Origin of the sequence: Paenibacillus sp. FSL H8-0548 (assembly GCF_038630985.1) — a bacterium.
Classification (GTDB): Bacteria; Bacillota; Bacilli; order Paenibacillales; family Paenibacillaceae; genus Pristimantibacillus.
The window spans coordinates 1366274-1383326 of the sequence record NZ_CP152049.1; the positions used below are offsets into that span (position 1 = coordinate 1366274).

At 42.6% G+C, this 17053-nt stretch carries 13 protein-coding genes; 12 read left to right on the forward strand and 1 reads right to left on the reverse strand.

The features are described from left to right. Positions 1 to 20: 20 nt before the first annotated feature. From MHI37_RS05630 to MHI37_RS05655, 6 genes are all read left to right on the forward strand, one after another. The gene (locus MHI37_RS05630) at positions 21 to 362 is read left to right on the forward strand and encodes a multidrug efflux SMR transporter (RefSeq protein ID WP_076338600.1); all 342 of its coding nucleotides are present in this window, start codon (positions 21 to 23) and stop codon (positions 360 to 362) included. Next, positions 362 to 676, forward strand: a complete 315-nt coding sequence (locus MHI37_RS05635; RefSeq protein ID WP_076338601.1) for a multidrug efflux SMR transporter — start codon at positions 362 to 364, stop codon at positions 674 to 676. Before MHI37_RS05630 ends, MHI37_RS05635 begins: the two co-directional genes overlap by 1 nt. Before the next feature lie 438 nt (positions 677 to 1114). Then, complete coding sequence (locus tag MHI37_RS05640) at positions 1115 to 4861, forward strand: S-layer homology domain-containing protein (protein WP_342556538.1); 3747 nt, start codon at positions 1115 to 1117, stop codon at positions 4859 to 4861. 185 nt (positions 4862 to 5046) lie between these two features. Further along, the gene (locus MHI37_RS05645) at positions 5047 to 6879 is read left to right on the forward strand and encodes a histidine kinase N-terminal 7TM domain-containing protein (protein WP_076336550.1); all 1833 of its coding nucleotides are present in this window, start codon (positions 5047 to 5049) and stop codon (positions 6877 to 6879) included. After that, positions 6857 to 7999 carry a response regulator gene (locus tag MHI37_RS05650; RefSeq protein ID WP_076336551.1) on the forward strand — a complete coding sequence of 381 codons (1143 nt, stop codon included), beginning with the start codon at positions 6857 to 6859 and terminating at the stop codon, positions 7997 to 7999. Before MHI37_RS05645 ends, MHI37_RS05650 begins: the two co-directional genes overlap by 23 nt. Before the next feature lie 186 nt (positions 8000 to 8185). After that, positions 8186 to 9190: an NAD(P)/FAD-dependent oxidoreductase gene (locus tag MHI37_RS05655; protein ID WP_256710493.1), complete on the forward strand. Its 1005-nt coding sequence runs from the start codon at positions 8186 to 8188 to the stop codon at positions 9188 to 9190. 236 nt (positions 9191 to 9426) lie between these two features. Here MHI37_RS05655 and MHI37_RS05660 read toward each other — a convergent pair whose 3' ends face one another. Further along, positions 9427 to 10191 carry an AraC family transcriptional regulator gene (locus MHI37_RS05660; RefSeq protein ID WP_076336553.1) on the reverse strand — a complete coding sequence of 255 codons (765 nt, stop codon included), beginning with the start codon at positions 10189 to 10191 and terminating at the stop codon, positions 9427 to 9429. An 82-nt stretch (positions 10192 to 10273) separates the two neighbouring features. On the opposite strand from MHI37_RS05660, the gene MHI37_RS05665 reads away from it, so the two are divergent. From MHI37_RS05665 to MHI37_RS05690, 6 genes are all read left to right on the forward strand, one after another. Continuing rightward, positions 10274 to 10639 carry a Rieske 2Fe-2S domain-containing protein gene (locus tag MHI37_RS05665; protein ID WP_306010669.1) on the forward strand — a complete coding sequence of 122 codons (366 nt, stop codon included), beginning with the start codon at positions 10274 to 10276 and terminating at the stop codon, positions 10637 to 10639. A 12-nt stretch (positions 10640 to 10651) separates the two neighbouring features. Beyond that, on the forward strand, positions 10652 to 11716 hold the full coding sequence (locus MHI37_RS05670) for an amidohydrolase family protein (protein ID WP_076336555.1): 1065 nt from the start codon (positions 10652 to 10654) through the stop codon (positions 11714 to 11716). Positions 11717 to 11791: 75 nt separating this feature from the next. Further along, a complete protein-coding gene (locus tag MHI37_RS05675) occupies positions 11792 to 13516 on the forward strand; it encodes a histidine kinase (protein ID WP_076336556.1) in 1725 nt (574 codons plus the stop codon). After that, positions 13513 to 15114, forward strand: coding sequence for a response regulator (locus tag MHI37_RS05680; protein WP_076336557.1), 1602 nt, complete (start codon positions 13513 to 13515; stop codon positions 15112 to 15114). The genes MHI37_RS05675 and MHI37_RS05680 overlap by 4 nt, the downstream gene beginning before the upstream one ends. Before the next feature lie 111 nt (positions 15115 to 15225). After that, complete coding sequence (locus tag MHI37_RS05685; protein ID WP_076336558.1) at positions 15226 to 16155, forward strand: ABC transporter permease subunit; 930 nt, start codon at positions 15226 to 15228, stop codon at positions 16153 to 16155. A 21-nt stretch (positions 16156 to 16176) separates the two neighbouring features. Further along, a complete protein-coding gene (locus tag MHI37_RS05690) occupies positions 16177 to 17043 on the forward strand; it encodes a carbohydrate ABC transporter permease (protein WP_076336559.1) in 867 nt (288 codons plus the stop codon). The last annotated feature ends 10 nt before the right edge of the window (positions 17044 to 17053 follow it).

Consider the following 17053-nt stretch of genomic DNA (forward strand, 5'->3'; position numbering starts at 1 on the left):
AAAAGCGGAGGTGTATTTTCATGAATACAAACTGGATTAAAGTATTTATTGCTGCATTTTTTGAAGTGTTTTGGGTTATTGGCTTAAAACATGCAGATGATTTATGGTCTTGGACAGGAACTGTTGTTTCTATTATTATCAGCTTTTATTTAATGATTATGGCAGGACGAAAGCTTCCTGTAGGGACTGTGTACGCGGTTTTTGTAGGACTGGGTACCGCAGGGACTGTCTTTTCGGAAATTATATTTTTTGGAGAAGCATTTAAAGTGGGTAAAATTGTTTTAATCCTAATCTTATTAGTAGGTGTCATTGGGTTGAAGCTAGTTACAAAAGACAAACCTCAGGAAGGAGCTGAGTCCTAATGGCATGGGTATCCTTGATACTAGCTGGGCTTTTTGAAATGTTTGGTGTAGCAATGATAAATAAAATGCACAAAGACCGTAATTGGCAATCCTTAGCTCTGTTGATTGCTGGATTTGGTGCTAGTTTTCTATTTCTTGCTTACGCGATGAAAACTCTGCCTATGGGGACAACGTATGCTATATGGACAGGAATTGGCGCTTCTGGCGGTGCGATATTAGGAATGTATTTATATGGCGAGTCTAAAGACTGGAGAAGAATCTTTTTTATAGCTATGGTTTTAGGTGCTGCTATAGGATTGAAACTCATCTCGTAACAGAAGTAGTATCATGAATTCAAAATCTCACGTAAAACGACCGCATATTGGACGATAAATAGCTTTTAGTCATTTATAGTAAAAATCTAAATGAATGAGACAATGAACCAACTTAATCGTATTATATTTGGAATAGTAAAGGTATGTAAGAACGGAAGACGATAGATCTGGATTAAAGAGGGGGATACACCATGAATTCAATATTGTTTATTGCAGGTTGGGCTATTGTTGGAATTTGCATCGGAGGTTTAATTGTGATTTTGAAATCTAGGTCTAAGAAGTAGTATGAAATAAAGATTTTTAAGGAGCAATGTAGTAGGCACTTTGTTTCTCCAGAACGCTCTTCACGCTTCGCTTACACTTCATTTTTCAAGTTCAACTAATAAAGTTTCAAAAAAATACTAATTTTTCATTTTTTATCAAGGATTTTGTAAGGTTATGACGAATATTAATACTACATCTTATATTGACTTGGGAGGGGTTATTTTGCAGGGACGAGCAGTTGGAAACAGAATATGGTCAACCAAGATTCAGAAGAAATCAATAGCTATCTTGTTAACTATTGTCATGATTTTGCTTAATTTTCAGGGGCAATTTGTACACGCAGCGGTACCGTCAACGCTAAGCTTATCGGTAACAGGTACACACACATTTGATGCTCGTAACGTAGGATACGGGTTCTACGGGGCTCCGCTTGCCTTGACCTTAACAAAGGTAGGCACGGAGCCGATCACGAATCTAGCGATCAGCTATAGCGGAAATGCATTTATGGCAGGAACACTGCCAGCGGATACATTAGGGGCAGGAACGAATTCGGCGATTCTCCAAATTCGACCGAAGACAGGATTGTCGGCAGGTACCCATACGGAGACCGTGACCTTTACCGCGGATAATGGCATCAGCCAGAGCTTTCAAGTGAGCTTTACCGTGAACTCTGTGCCGTCAACGCTTGGCTTATCGGTGACAGGTACCCACACATTTGATGCTCGAAATGTAGGATACGGGTTCTACGGGGCTCCGCTTGCCTTGACCTTAACAAAGGTAGGAACGGAGCCGATCACGAATCTAGCGATCAGCTATAGCGGAAATGCATTTATGGCAGGAACACTGCCAGCGGATACATTAGGGGCAGGAACGAATTCGGCGATTCTCCAAATTCGACCGAAGACTGGATTGTCGGCAGGCACCCATACGGAGACCGTGACCTTTACCGCGGATAATGGCATCAGCCAGAGCTTTCAAGTGAGCTTTACCGTGAACTCTGTGCCGTCAACGCTAAGCTTATCGGTGACAGGTACCCACACATTTGATGCTCGAAACGTAGGATACGGGTTCTACGGGGATCCGCTTGCCTTAACCTTAACAAAGGTAGGGACGGAGCCGATCACGAATCTAGCGATCAGCTATAGCGGCAATGCATTTATGGCAGGATCACTGCCAGCGGATACATTAGGGGCAGGAACGAATTCTGCGATTCTCCAAATCCGACCGAAGACAGGATTGTCGGCAGGTACCCATACGGAGACCGTGACCTTTACTGCGGATAATGGCATCAGCCAGAGCTTTGAAGTGAGCTTTACAGTGAATTCTGTACCGTCAACGCTAGGCTTATCGGTGACAGGTACCCACACATTCGATGCTCGAAATGTAGGATACGGGTTCTATACGGATTCGCTGGCCTTGACCTTAACAAAGGTAGGGACGGAGCCGATCACGAATCTAGCGATCAGCTATAGCGGCAATGCATTTATGGCAGGATCACTGCCAGCGGATACATTAGGGGCAGGAACGAATTCTGCGATTCTCCAAATCCGACCGAAGACAGGATTGTCGGCAGGTACCCATACGGAGACCGTGACCTTTACTGCGGATAATGGCATCAGCCAGAGCTTTGAAGTGAGCTTTACAGTGAATTCTGTGCCGTCAACGCTAGGCTTATCGGTGACAGGTACCCACACATTCGATGCTCGAAATGTAGGATACGGGTTCTATACGGATTCGCTGGCCTTGATATTAACAAAGGTAGGCACGGAGCCAATCACGAATCTAGCGATCAGCTATAGCGGCAATGCATTTATGGCAGGATCACTGCCAGCGGATACATTAGGAGCTGGAGTGAATTCTGCGGTTCTCCAAATCCGACCGAAGACTGGATTGTCGGCAGGCACCCATACGGAGACCGTGACCTTTACTGCGGATAATGGCATCAGCCAGAGCTTTGAAGTGAGCTTTACAGTGAATTCTGTGCCGTCAACGCTAGGCTTATCGGTGACAGGTACCCACACATTTGATGCTCGAAACGTAGGATACGGGTTCTACGGGGATCCGCTTGCCTTAACCTTAACAAAGGTAGGGACGGAGCCGATCACGAATCTAGCGATCAGCTATGGCGGAAATGCATTTATGGCAGGAACACTGCCAGCGGATACATTAGGGGCAGGAACGAATTCTGCGATTCTCCAAATTCGACCGAAGACAGGATTGTCGGCAGGCACACATACGGAGACCGTGACCTTTACCGCGGATAATGGCATCAGCCAGAGCTTTCAAGTGAGCTTTACCGTGAACTCGGTACCGTCAACGCTAGGCTTATCGGTGACAGGTACCCACACATTCGATGCTCGAAATGTAGGATACGGGTTCTATACGGATTCGCTGGCCTTGACCTTAACAAAGGTAGGCACGGAGCCGATCACGAATCTAGCGATCAGCTATAGCGGCAATGCATTTATGGCAGGAACACTGCCAGCGGATACATTAGGGGCAGGAACGAATTCTGCGATTCTCCAAATTCGACCGAAGACAGGATTGTCGGCAGGTACCCATACGGAGACCGTGACCTTTACCGCGGATAATGGCATCAGCGAGAGCTTCGAAGTGAGCTTTACAGTGAACTCGGTACCGTCGAATTCAACTACACCAGAGAAATTGGACACGAGCATCGACGTTCTAATCAATGGTAAAGTTGAGAGTTTTGGTAAGGCGATTACAACCAATATAGCTGGTCAAACAGTGACAACAGTTATCCTCGATCAGGACAAATTGATAGAGAGGATCGCGGATGAAGGTCTATCTACAGTAGTCACGATACAAGTAAACGGTAATTCAGATAAGATTAAAGTTGATCTGAATGGTCAGATGGTCAAGCTCATGATAGACAATCTGACCATTCTAGCCTTGCATACTGATAAAGCTACGTATACGCTTCCTATTGATCAAATCGATTTAGATTTTGTATCTGAGCAAATCGGAAAGTCAATTAATTTGCTGGATATCACTTTCCAAGTCGAGATTTCTCTACCAACTGCAGATATGATTAAAATAGTTGAAAATGCAGCGAAGATTGGAAATTTTACAATTGTATCACCGACAATTAACTTTACTGTAAAGGCTGTATATGGCGATGTTATCGTTGATGTATCAGCGTTCAAGGACTACGTTGTACGAACTATCGCGATTCCAGAAGGTGTGGATCCTAATAAGATTACAACAGGCGTAGTTGTTGAGATGGACGGAACTGTTCGACATGTTCCAACCCAAATCATCCAAGTGGATAAAACATACCACGCAAAAATTAGCAGTCTGACCAACAGTATGTACACGGTTGTATGGAATCCAATTATATTCTCGGATGTGGACAAGCATTGGGCCGAAGAAGCGGCGAACGATATGGGTTCTCGCATGGTTATAAACAGAGTGGGTACGGATAGTTTTAATCCCAATCAAAATATTACTCGTGCTGAATTTGCGGAAATTATTGTTCGTGGATTGGGACTGAAATTGGAGAATAGTGTAACTCCATTCACAGATGTAAGGCAATCGGAGTGGTATAGCAGCTCAATTAATACAGCTTATCTGTACCAATTAATTAGTGGCTATGAAGACGGAACCTTCCGTCCTAATGATCTGATTACCAGAGAACAGGCGATGTATATTATTGCAAAAGCGATGGAAATTACAGGTCTGAAAGAGAAATTGCTGACACAGCCTGCGGGAGAGTGGATAAGCTCATTTGAAGATGCGGCTAGTGCATCGCAATGGACAAAGGAGAGTATAGCAGACGCTGTACAAGCTGGAATTATTATAGGTAGACCTAATGAGCTTCTTGCTCCCAAAGCATACCTTACGCGAGCAGAGGTTGCAGTCATGATCCAACGGCTTCTTAAAAAGTCTGATCTTGTTTAAGTTAAATGAATATGGTTTTCTCACAAGTTCAATCTGAACTTGGATAGGCTCCCCTTCAGTTAGACAGGTAAGTAATAAAACCTGCTGCCTGAAGGGGAGCATTTTGATGTCTTAAATACCAAATACAAGGATTTTAGCCAATTTTGTCGAATGATAGACAAATCGAAAAAAGGGAGGGCGCCGTCATGGACACACGACAATGGATGTCGATACTGCTATGCTTTGCGACGGCGCTGATGTTATTCGTGTCGTTCTTGTCCTACCGGAAACGCCATTTGCTGGTGGCGAGAACGATGCTATATATGATGATAGCGGCGTCCTGCTATGCGCTCGGTTATGCGTTCGAGATTACGAGCGGCAGCTTAAGGGGCGTGAAGCTCTCATTTCAAATCGAATATTTGGGCATCTCCTTCGTCTCCGCGTTCTGGCTTCTGCTGGTCATCCAGTTTACCGGTGCTGCAGCTCGTAATCGGAAACTGATCACGGTACTGTTGTTTCTCGTTCCGACGGTAACCTACCTCCTCCATCTTACCAACGATTGGCATCATCTTATTTATAAAGAATATGTCTTGAACGTGAATGATACGGTTCCGTTGTACAACACCGTGAAAGGATCATGGTATGCGGTTCATGCGGTCTACAATTACACCATTTTGCTGCTGGGCATCTTTCTGTTTATTCCCATGTACCTGCGGGCATTGCCTATCGTACGGAAGCAGATCGTCGTCCTCATTCTGGGAGCGGCAACCCCTATGCTGTTTAATGTCGGCTACATGTTCAGCAAAATCATCGATTTCACGCCATTCGGATTTGCTGTGTCGGGAGTAGTATATGCTTGGGGTATTTTCCGCTTCGGGCTGCTGCGTTTAACACCGCTTGCTCATGCCAAAATGTTCGATACGATTCGGGAAGATGTTATTCTGCTAGATTATGAGGATCAGATCGTGAACCACAATCAAGCGGCTGAAGAGGTGTTTCCTGAACTCGGACTTGTGCAGAGCTTTCCTGCGCCAGGCAAGGAGTTGCTGTCGGCTAGTCCCGAGCTGATTGAGCGGATGGACAAAATGATTTATCAAGATGAGCGGTTTTCTCTACAGCGTATATTCGATGATCGGCACAGCTATTATATTTGCAGCTTAACTTATATTTACGACACGGGAGTGACTCCCATCGGGAAAATGTTAATGCTAAGCGACATTACAGAGATGAAGGAGAAGGAGGAGCGGCTGCGGGAGAAGTCTGAGCAGCTATCCCAGCTCAATGCCTTCAAGGACAAGCTGTTTACTGTGATGGCTCACGACATACGTGATCCGATTGCTCTTCTCGTTAGTTTGACCGAGCTGCTGGCTGAAGAACCTACGGATACGGATATCGCGAGTGCCGAGGTTTTTCAAGAGATTAGGCGGCAAGTCCGCAGCACCTTCCATCTCGTTGACAATCTGCTGGATTGGTATCGCAGTCAGAATGGAGAAGTTGCTTTTCGCCCCCTTGATTGGAACTTACAGCAGGTTGTACGTCAGGCGTTATCGCTTGCGAGTGCAAGAGCAGGTATGAAGAATATTCGTATGATGGAAACAATCGATGAGAGGCTTACTATAAACGCGGATAAAGAAATGCTTGATCTGATTTTCCGCAATCTGCTGTCTAATGGGATGAAATATACCGAAATTGGTGGAGAAATCGAGATCGGAGCGTCCATCGAGGGAGATTTGGTGACCGTATTCGTAAGGGATAACGGTATTGGCATTAGTGATGAGACTGCGGAGCTCCTTCGTCATGATGAGCTGTTCTTCAAGGAGCCTAGATTCGCTAGCGGAGAAGACGGGGGAGAGATGAGGTTCGGTCTCGTGCTTACCCGTGAATTTCTACGGATGCATGGCGGAAGTCTGCGTTTTGAGAGCACGCCAAGGCAAGGGACGACATTTTTATTCACGCTGCCTGGATCCGCAAGCGGCAGAGGTATGAATGATAGCGAAGGAGCGGAGGTGAAAGCGTATGAAAGTCATTTTAGTAGATGATGAGCCTGTCATGCACTTGATTATGCGGAAAATGCTAGGGAAATATCCCGAGCTGCAAATAGCGGGAGTATTTACAGATACGCATGCTGCAGCAGCTTTTCTGCAGGATCATGCCGACGTAGAGCTTGCGTTCGTGGATATCTCTATGCCGGGTGACAGTGGACTAACGTTCGCTGCCAAGCTGGATGCAGCCGGCTGCAAGACACAAATTGTATTCATCACCTCACATAAGGATTACGCCTTAAAGGCTTTCGAGTTGTCCGTACTAGATTATTTGGTGAAGCCAGTTACCCAGGAGCGTCTTGAGAGGACGATTAACCGTGCTTTTGAAAGCAGAAAAACGGTTCAAGCGCAGCAGCCTGCTAATGTTAGCCGGGTTAGTGTTGCTGTACTAGGTGATTTCTTCGTACGGAACGAAACGGGACGCGTGAAGTGGATTTCCAGCAAAAGCGCGGAGCTCTTTGCTTACTTGCTGTTGAACCGTGGCAGACGAATCTCACGCTCTCGACTGGTCACGGATATTTTTGCAGGGATGGAAAGAATAAGTGCTGAGAAATATTTGAATACAACCGTCTACCAGCTGCGCAAGTCGCTCGAGCCTATTGGGCTTCGCGAAACCATTCGATCGGAGAATGACGGTTATGTACTCGAACTGAATGCTGCGGTCATCGACTACGAAGAATTTGAGCGTCTAGTGGGTAAACTTGGAAATATTGGCTCTGATAGCGAATGCATCGAGGAAGCGCTTATGGTCGAAAAGCTTTATACTGGAGAACTATTTGGCAGCAAGGCGTACGTTTGGGCCATCCATGAAACGGATCGATTGGCCGAACGATATGCTGCCTTCGTTATCAAGCTAGTTGAGACGCTTCTTGCTCTATCGAATACGGCTACGGCTTCCAAGCTTCTGCTCAAACTTCATGAACGCAATCCGCTTGATGAATCAGTCGTTGGACTGCTCATGAGGAAGCACGCTATTGAAGAAGACAAGAAGGGGCTAACGGCTCGATATATTGATTATGTGAAACATCTTAAGAAGGAATTGGGCATTCGTCCATCCAAAAAGCTCCTTCTATTGTATGATTCCCTAGTGAGTGGACGATCTGAGGGTGTAAAGTAAACGAGCTGCAAAGAGGCTTTTCATGAGTTCACCGAACTTAGGGAAGCCTCTTTGTTCATTGTATTGGTCATGAGCAGCTAATAAATCGTAGTTTCATACAAATTAATGTAGAAGCATCCATCGACTAGCATTCACTTGGAATCGTAAAATGAGAGGGACAAACTAAGGTTGATGGAGGTTATTCGATTGTTAAGCCATTATTCAAGAAGCAATCCAGTTGATATTTTAATTGTGGGAGGCGGCCCTGCAGGCTTGTTCGCTGCCTTTTACGGTGGAATGCGTCAAGCCACGGTTAAGTTGATTGAAAGTATGCCGCAGCTGGGCGGGCAGCTTGCAGCACTTTATCCCGAGAAATATATATATGATGTTGCCGGTTTTCCGAAAGTGACCGCACAAGAGCTAGTTGACCGTTTAAAGGAGCAATTAAGCCATTTTCCAACGGATATAGCTCTGGAGGAGAAGGTGCTGAATATCATTAAGCATGACGAGCGTCTCTTTGAGGTCGTAACGGATAAAATGGTGCATTTTGCAAAAGCAGTTATTATTACAGGCGGTGTAGGCGCATTTGAGCCTAAGCGGCTAGAGCATCCCGCAGCGGCACGATTTGAGAAGAAAAATTTGCATTATTTCGTGGATGATTTGCAGCGCTTCAAGGGAAAGAAGCTGTTGATCAGCGGAGGCGGGGACTCTGCGGTGGACTGGTCGCTTATGCTGGAGCCCATCGCGGAGCAGGTAACACTCATCCATCGCCGAGATAAATTCCGTGCACATGAGCACAGCGTTGAGAATCTTATGAAATCAAAGGTTCGTGTTCTTACGTTGAAGGAGATTACAGCGCTTCATGGTGATGAAGCAATTGAATCCGTTACGCTTGCGGATGTGAAGACGAAAGAAGAAACAAGGCTGGACGTTGACGCAGTTATCGTCAACTATGGCTTTGTATCGTCGCTTGGACCTATTGCGTATTGGGGAATCGATATTCAGAATGGCTCTATCGTGGTCGATACACGGATGGAAACGAATATTTCTGGTATTTTCGCGGCAGGAGACATTACGACCTATCCGGGCAAGCTGAAGCTAATCGCTGTGGGATTTGGTGAGGCCCCAACCGCGGTTAATAACGCCAAGGTATATGTGGACCCTGCTGCCAAGCTCTCCCCGGGACATAGCAGCAATATGAAGCGGGCGTAAGGAATGAATAAATAGGGAGCTTGAAGAAATAAGTTTCCATCGATTAGCACTGTCATAGCCCTGATTTTACATTAACTAAAAAAGCAGCTCGTTCCTCAGGTAGAGGACGGGCTGCTTTTAAATATATTCACGTACGAAAAAAAATGAATGATTAGTGTAGAAACATACTAAAAGAAGTGATTTCATATATCGTTCTCTTTTCATTGCAAGCGTATACTTTTCTTATACCCGATAAGTTAATTGTGATTAACAACGGAAGGGGGATAACCCATTAGTTTCTTAAACATTTTATTGAAATGCGATTGATCACTGTACCCTAAGAGATCGGATACTTCTCGAATGGTAATAGGTGATGTTTGCAATAATTGAATGGCTGTTTGAATGCGTAAATGATGAACATAAGATATAGGCGTAAATCCAGTAATCTCTTTATAAGTATTTGTAAGATAATTTGGTGTTCGATTGAGCTCCGAGGCTAGAGCTGAAATACTTACTTTTTCTTTAAAATGATGGAGCAAATAGCTTTGCATTTCTTTTACTAATCTAACCTTAGTGGGAGAGAACTGTTTCATCTGACTATCACGTGCTACATGGCCAAGCATCTCAATTACGATGCCTTCGCAAATAACAGGATACTCGGGTAGTTTAGTCAACCATTGATGCACAAGAAATGAGAAGCGCTGCTGCATGTAGTTGAATAAATTAAGCTTAATTTTAAACGGTTTTTTATTCTGATAGAAGGGAAGCTTCGCAGGTTCATTAATTAAAAAATGAGCAGAATATTTTTTGTGAGGACCAGCTAAGCTGTTTTTTCCAGAGCGGACAGTGCCAGCAGGGATATATAAGAGATCCCCTTTCGATAGCTCTATCGTTTCACCATCAATGAAGTAGAGAGCCTCACCTTTTAATTGAAGGATGAGAATATGGAATGGTGTGGCAGCTTCTTCAATACGCCAGTTAGGATGCATATCATCTAGATGAACAGAATGTAGTTCCAGCATAGGATCACCTTCAGGTTGTTAGAATAAGTAGTCTCAATCATATAACAAAAAATAATATTTTGTAATATTTATTACGATGGAGGTGTGGCAGTTGGCATTGTATGAGGTCGCGAAAGTTCAAGACATTCCAACTGGGGCCAATATTGTCGTTGAAGTAGAAGGGCGCTCCATTGGTGTGTACAATGTACATGGAACCTTTTATGCCGTCCACAATTACTGCCCTCATCAAGGAGCAGAGCTCTGCAAGGGACCGGTATGCGGAACAAATTTGGAATCTAACGTATACGAGTTTATCTATGGTCGTGATCAAGAGATTATTAGATGTCCTTGGCACGGCTGGGAGTTTGATCTAAAGACGGGGAAATCATTATTTAGTGAAAAAGTCAGAGTACGCAGCTATCCCGTAGAAGTGGCCGACAACATAATCTATCTCTCAATAGGAAAATAAGGAGGTTTATTTATGATTCAAGAAACACAAGCTTTATCGATTATTGACTGTGATGTGCATAATACGTTTCGATCGATTGATGACTTGCTGCCCTATATGGATGAAACGTGGAGAAGCCAGGCCTTTCTTCGCGGAGGGGGGCTTCCTTATGTAAGTCCGATCGGCAATAAACGGAAGGATGCCAATCCGCCTGGCGGATTTCCAGTGGGCTCAGATCCTGATTTTATGATTAAGCAGCTGATTGAGCCCTACAATATGGACTATGCGATTCTTTGCTGCGATGCTATTATTGGTGTTTCTTCCTTCGCTGATGCAGATTATGCGGCTGCACTGTGCCGGGCATATAATGATTACATGATTGCAGAATGGCTGCCAAAAAGCTCGAAATTCAAAGGTTTGCTCTGTATAGCTACCCAAGACCCCTATCAGGCAGCTTTAGAAATTGATAGAATAGCACCACATCCCGATGTGGTTGGTGTAACGATCGTTGGCGGCTCTCGTATGCCGTATGGACAACGTTTTTTTCATCCGATCTACGAGGCCTGCCAACGTAATAATGTCCCATTGGTCATTCATCCCGGTGCCGAAGGAGCAGGTATATTTAATCCACCGACAGCTGTTGGCTATGTATCGAATTATTTAGAGTGGCATACGTGCTTGCCTCAGACTTACATGGCGCATCTAGTAAGCTTTGTATGTGAAGGGGTATTCGAGAAATTCCCTAACTTCAAAGTGGTATTTAGTGAAGGCGGAGTTGCATGGCTGCCTCCCCTGCTTTGGAGATTAGATAAAAACTTTAAAGCGCTGCGAGCAGCGAATCCGTGGCTGAAAAGAATGCCAAGCGAATATGTACGCGATCATTGCTTCCTAACGACTCAACCGATCGAAGAGCCGGATAATCCGAAGCATTTAAAAATGATATTTGAAATGTTTGATGCGGAAAATATGCTGCTATTCTCTAGCGATTACCCGCACTGGGATTTCGATGACCCAACTAAAATTTTGAAGCAATTCCCCATTGAGGTTCGTCAAAAAATCTTTAGTGAGAACGCCCGCAAGCTATTTAAATTGGCGTAGTCAAATAAAAAGAGTGACATGATGTCACTCTTTTTGCTGTTTTCTATTAATGGCCTATCTATTCAGGAGGATTGAATGAAACTTAAAATGACAAGGCATTCCATTCAGTTAAAGCTAACCATAACGTTTTTACTCGTGTTATTGCCGCTCATTGCGACAAGTCTATTTGCCAATTATTATTCGCAAAGGGTGATGTATGATCAAATTTATGAGCGAACTAGAGGTGCGCTATTAACGACTCTGGAGTATGTAGATCAATTGGTTAGAAATATGGATCAACAAACCTTATTGATCAGTACAAATCCGAATCTTGTTGATGTATGGAAAGGAAATGATTCTCCGCTGGAAGATGAGCTCCTATATGATGTGCATGTTGTTCAACAACAGCTATCGGCTTTTACGAATATAAATTCGATTATACAAGAAGCGGCAATCCTTCATGGGGAAAGTGGAACCGGAGTCTCTACGCTGCAAGGAAGCATGAAGTGGGAAAATATTTCCGAGGAAAAGTGGTTTGCAGATACGGTGAAAGCAGGGGGCGCACTTGTCGTTCATATTCCATTAATAACTGATTCGAATACGAATGATCACTTAAAGCAGGGTCACATCTATTTTACAAGATCATTGGATTTCTTTAATGGCGGTGACGAATCTAATATTATTATGCTTGTTGTAGATAAGAGTTCAATCGAGAAGACGATTCAGAACTTATATAGTACGACGAATACAGACATATCTCTGTATTATAATGGATTGCCAATTATAGAAAATGTGAAGCAGTCCAGTTTACAGAACTCGGATTTTTATATAGAGGAGCAATTTGGAAATTGGTCAATAAAGTTTCAGCAGTCTAAGAAAGAGCTGTTTGAACAGCCAGAAAGCATTAAGAAAATAACCTATTTGATTATTCTCATAAGCGGCTTATTAGCGATTATTATTGCATGGTTTGTATACAACGAGATTTCGAAGCCGCTGCATATCATTTCTTCTGCGTTAAAAAAGTTTAGCAGCGGGATGTTAAGTTTCAATATTAAGCACAATCGAAAAGATGAGTTCGGTTATCTGATGAATTCTTTTAATGCGATGGCTATGGCTCAAAAACAATTGATTGAAAATGATTATGAAAAAGAATTGCGGTTGGCCCGTTCAGAATTTACATTATTGCAGTCACAAATTAATCCGCATTTTCTATATAACACATTAGATTTGATCTATTCAGTAGCAATCAAAAATAATATTACTGAAATTAGTGAAATGGTTATGAACTTAGCTCGTTTTTTTCGGTCAAGCTTAGGGAAAGGACGAGAAACCTTTACAGTCGAAGAAACCATCACACACCTCAATTATTACATCCGCGTGCAGCAAATTAGACTTATTCATTTTACCGTTGCGTATGAGATTGATGAGGATACCAAAAATATTGAAATCGTAAAGCTTATTTTGCAGCCTATTGTAGAAAATGCGATCGTTCATGGCTTAGGTAGAATGGTGTACGATGGGGAATTAATCGTTCGAGCCAAGCTTGTAGCGGATGATTTGCATATTGAGGTCGAGGATAGCGGGGTCGGAATAGAGGGACAAGAGCTAATGAAAATTCATGAGCAGCTAGCAAAAATAACGAGTAAATTTTATCTTAACGATCATACGAGTGATTATAATTCCTATTATGGCTTAAAAAATGTGAAGTCCAGATTGAAGTTTTATTATGGCGAGACTGCTGATTTACTCATAGAAAGTAAACCAGGGATAGGCACAAAAACAACGTTGATCATACCAGGCAGCAGGAGGAACAATCGATGAGGATGTTAATTGTTGAAGATGAGTATTATGTTCGAGAGAGAGTCGCTGAGGGAATCGATTGGCATATTCATCAGGTTGAGGTTGTCGAAGCGGTTGGTAATGGAACAGAAGCAATCGCTGTACTGCTGAGAGAACATATTGATTTGATTTTGACAGATATTAATATGCCCGATATGAGCGGGCTTGAGCTGGCAAAATATACGAATGAGCACTATCCCGCTATTAAAATTATTATTTTAACAGGCTATGATAGCTTTGAGTTTGCCCAAGAAAGCATTCAATACAATGTTCACAAATATTTGATTAAGCCTGCGACGAATGAAGAGCTGGAAGAGGCTGTGCTCGAGATTAAGGAAGTTCATGAGAAGGAATTAATTGAAGAGCATAAACTTTCGTTGCTGCAAAAAAGCTGGGGAGAGCATCTTCCGTACTTGCAGCAAGCCTTTTATAAGGAATGGTTGTATGGGAGATATGCATTGTGGGAAATTGAGACGAAAAGTAAAAAATTATCCATTCATCTTGATTTTAAATATGCTTGGCCTATGACGATTGATATGGATCCTATATCAGAAACGAATACTAGATTTTTTAATGAGGATCGGGCACTCGTACAATTTTCACTATATACGTTAAGCAGAGATATTTTTCAGGATATGGATGGAGTGGTATTGCAGAATAATGATGGCATGACGATTGTTTTATTATTTTGTGTAGAGGAAAGCGAGCTTAGTATTTGGAAAACAAAAGTAAATACTCATTTGGAGAAGCTGTTTAGTGCGGTCAAGGACACGATGAAGCTTACAGCTAGTGTAGGGATAGGCACGATTGTAAATCATATTTTGCATGTTGCTGAAGCCTATAAGCAATCGACGATGGCACTTCGGGAAAGAATCGTACTAGGGAACGATGTGCGAATTCAGTATCGACATGAAGTGCCGCAGCAGGATAGCTGGCTCGTATTCGATGATTTGGAGAAGCAGCTGGAGCTGGCTGTTGAAATAGAGGATTTGTCAAAAATAAACGACATTGTCCATAAAATTATGGAGCTTCGCTTTAATGAAGGAGTGGCGTCGTTTGAAGCGAAGGAAATATTACTCCGGCTGATCAATGTATTTATTCGGGTATCACATACACACGGCTGGTCGATGAGAGAGCTGCTTGCCGATAAATATCAACTATTTGAAGAGTATCAGCTATTGCTCAGCAAAAATCAAATCGCGGAATGGTTGCAGAAGATGGCCGTAATCATCAGTATGGCCATATCGAAAAGAAGAAAAATTAGTACTCAAATTAGTAAAGCGGAGATTGTCCAGTATATCAATGAAAACCTGCACGAGGATACACTAAGCCTCTATGAGCTATCAGATCGTTTATATGTGAACTATTCCTATCTCAGTCGTATATTCAAAAAAATTATTGGCGAATCATTTTCTGAATATGTGCTTCGCTTGCGAATGGAGAAGGCAAAGGAACTATTGCATGCCGGCTATTTGGTTTATGACGTTGCGGAACAGGTCGGCTATAAGCATGTGAATTATTTTTCTAAGCTGTTTTCTAAGTATTGGAATGGAATTAAACCAAGCGAGATGAAAAAGTAAGATTTCTTCCGAAAGTAAAAATAGTTGCGTTTAAACTCAAATTTAGTGAATATGAAAGATCGATAAAGCTTTGTATAGTTAACATATGCCGAATGGAGCAAGGAGGGTGAAATGATTAACATCGGGAAGAAAGGTTCCTTGCGTAGAGGAACAACGTATTTGAAATACTGGGATTTGTATCTCATGCTCGTTCCAGCACTGTTATTTATACTCGTGTATAAATATTTACCGATGTATGGTGTAGTCATTGCCTTCAAAGACTTTAATATTATGAAAGGAATTATGAATAGCCCCTGGGTAGGCTTGAAGCATTTTCAAGAGCTCTTTACGTTTGCTGAGTTCCCTAGAGTTATTCGTAACACGGTAGTGATTAGTTTAATGAAATTAGCGTTTGGTTTTCCGGCGCCGATCTTACTCGCATTAATGCTTAATGAAATGATATTCAGTCGATTTAAACGTCTAGTTCAAACGGTGACGTATATCCCTCACTTTATTTCTTGGGTTGTTGTTGGCGGAATCGTTATTGATCTTCTTTCACCAAGCAGTGGCATGATTAATAAATTTATTGAGCAGTTAGGCTTTGAGCCGATTTTCTTCATGTCAGATGAACGATACTTCCGTTGGATGTTAGTCATTACTGACAATTGGAAAGAAGCGGGCTGGGGAGCCATTATTTATTTGGCTGCATTACTCGGAATTAATGATGAAATATTTCAAGCAGCTAAGGTAGATGGCGCGAATCGCTTAAGACAAATTTGGCATATCTCTTTACCAGGCATTCGTTCAACGATTGTGATTTTATTGCTGCTTCGAATTGGTAACGTTTTCGATGCTGGTTTTGAACAAATTTTAGTTATGTACAATGCAACGGTATATAACGTCGCCGACATTATTGACACGTATGTGTTTAGAGTAGGCTTAGGGCAAATGCAATTTGGCTTAACGACAGCTGCGGGCTTGTTCAAATCAGCGATTGGTTGTGTTCTTCTTCTTATTGCTAACAGCATAGCACGCCGTTCAGGAGAAGAAGGTATATTTTAAAGTGCAGGTGGTGGGTATCCATTGATTAGAACACGAAGCGAAAGTATCTTCCAATATGTAAATGCTGCTCTCCTAACGCTGCTATCGCTTTCAATCATTTTACCATTTATTCATATTATAGCTAAATCGTTAAGCAGTGAAGCCTACGTTCTAGCTAAAGAAATTGTATTTTGGCCTAAAGGATTTAATTTTCTTTCTTACGAGTATGTACTGCAAAATAAACAGTTCTATCATTCTCTGACAAACTCGATCTTTTTGGCAGTAGTAGGTACGCTGATTAGTATGATTATTACCGTATTAGCAGCTTATCCGCTATCGCGAAAACATCTTCCATTGTCCAGAATGTTTATGCTGTTGATTATTATCACGATGTTCTTCAGCGGTGGAATTATTCCCACTTATTTAATTGTTAAAGAAACAGGCCTGCTAAATTCGATTTGGTCCTTAATTTTGCCTGTCGCATTATCACCATTCAACTTGATATTGATCCGGAACTTTTTTCAAGCGGTGCCTGACTCCTTAGAAGAATCTGCACGAATTGATGGAGCCTCCAATATACGAGTGTTAATGTCGATCTATCTTCCTTTATCTGTTCCTTCGATTGCTACAATATCGATGTTTTATGCAGTAGGCTATTGGAATAGTTTCTTTCAGGCGATGATGTATATTACTGAGCGTCGATGGATGCCGATGCAGATGTATTTATTACAGCTTGTAACGGATGAGCGGACAGCAGACTTGAATATTAGTGATGTATTCCGGGAAATTACGCCTGAGACGATTAGAGCTGCGGCTATCCTTTGCGCCGTAATCCCAATCCTTTGCGTGTATCCGTTTATTCAAAAATACTTTGTTCAAGGTATTATGCTAGGTGCTGAAAAAGGATAATAAAAAATAG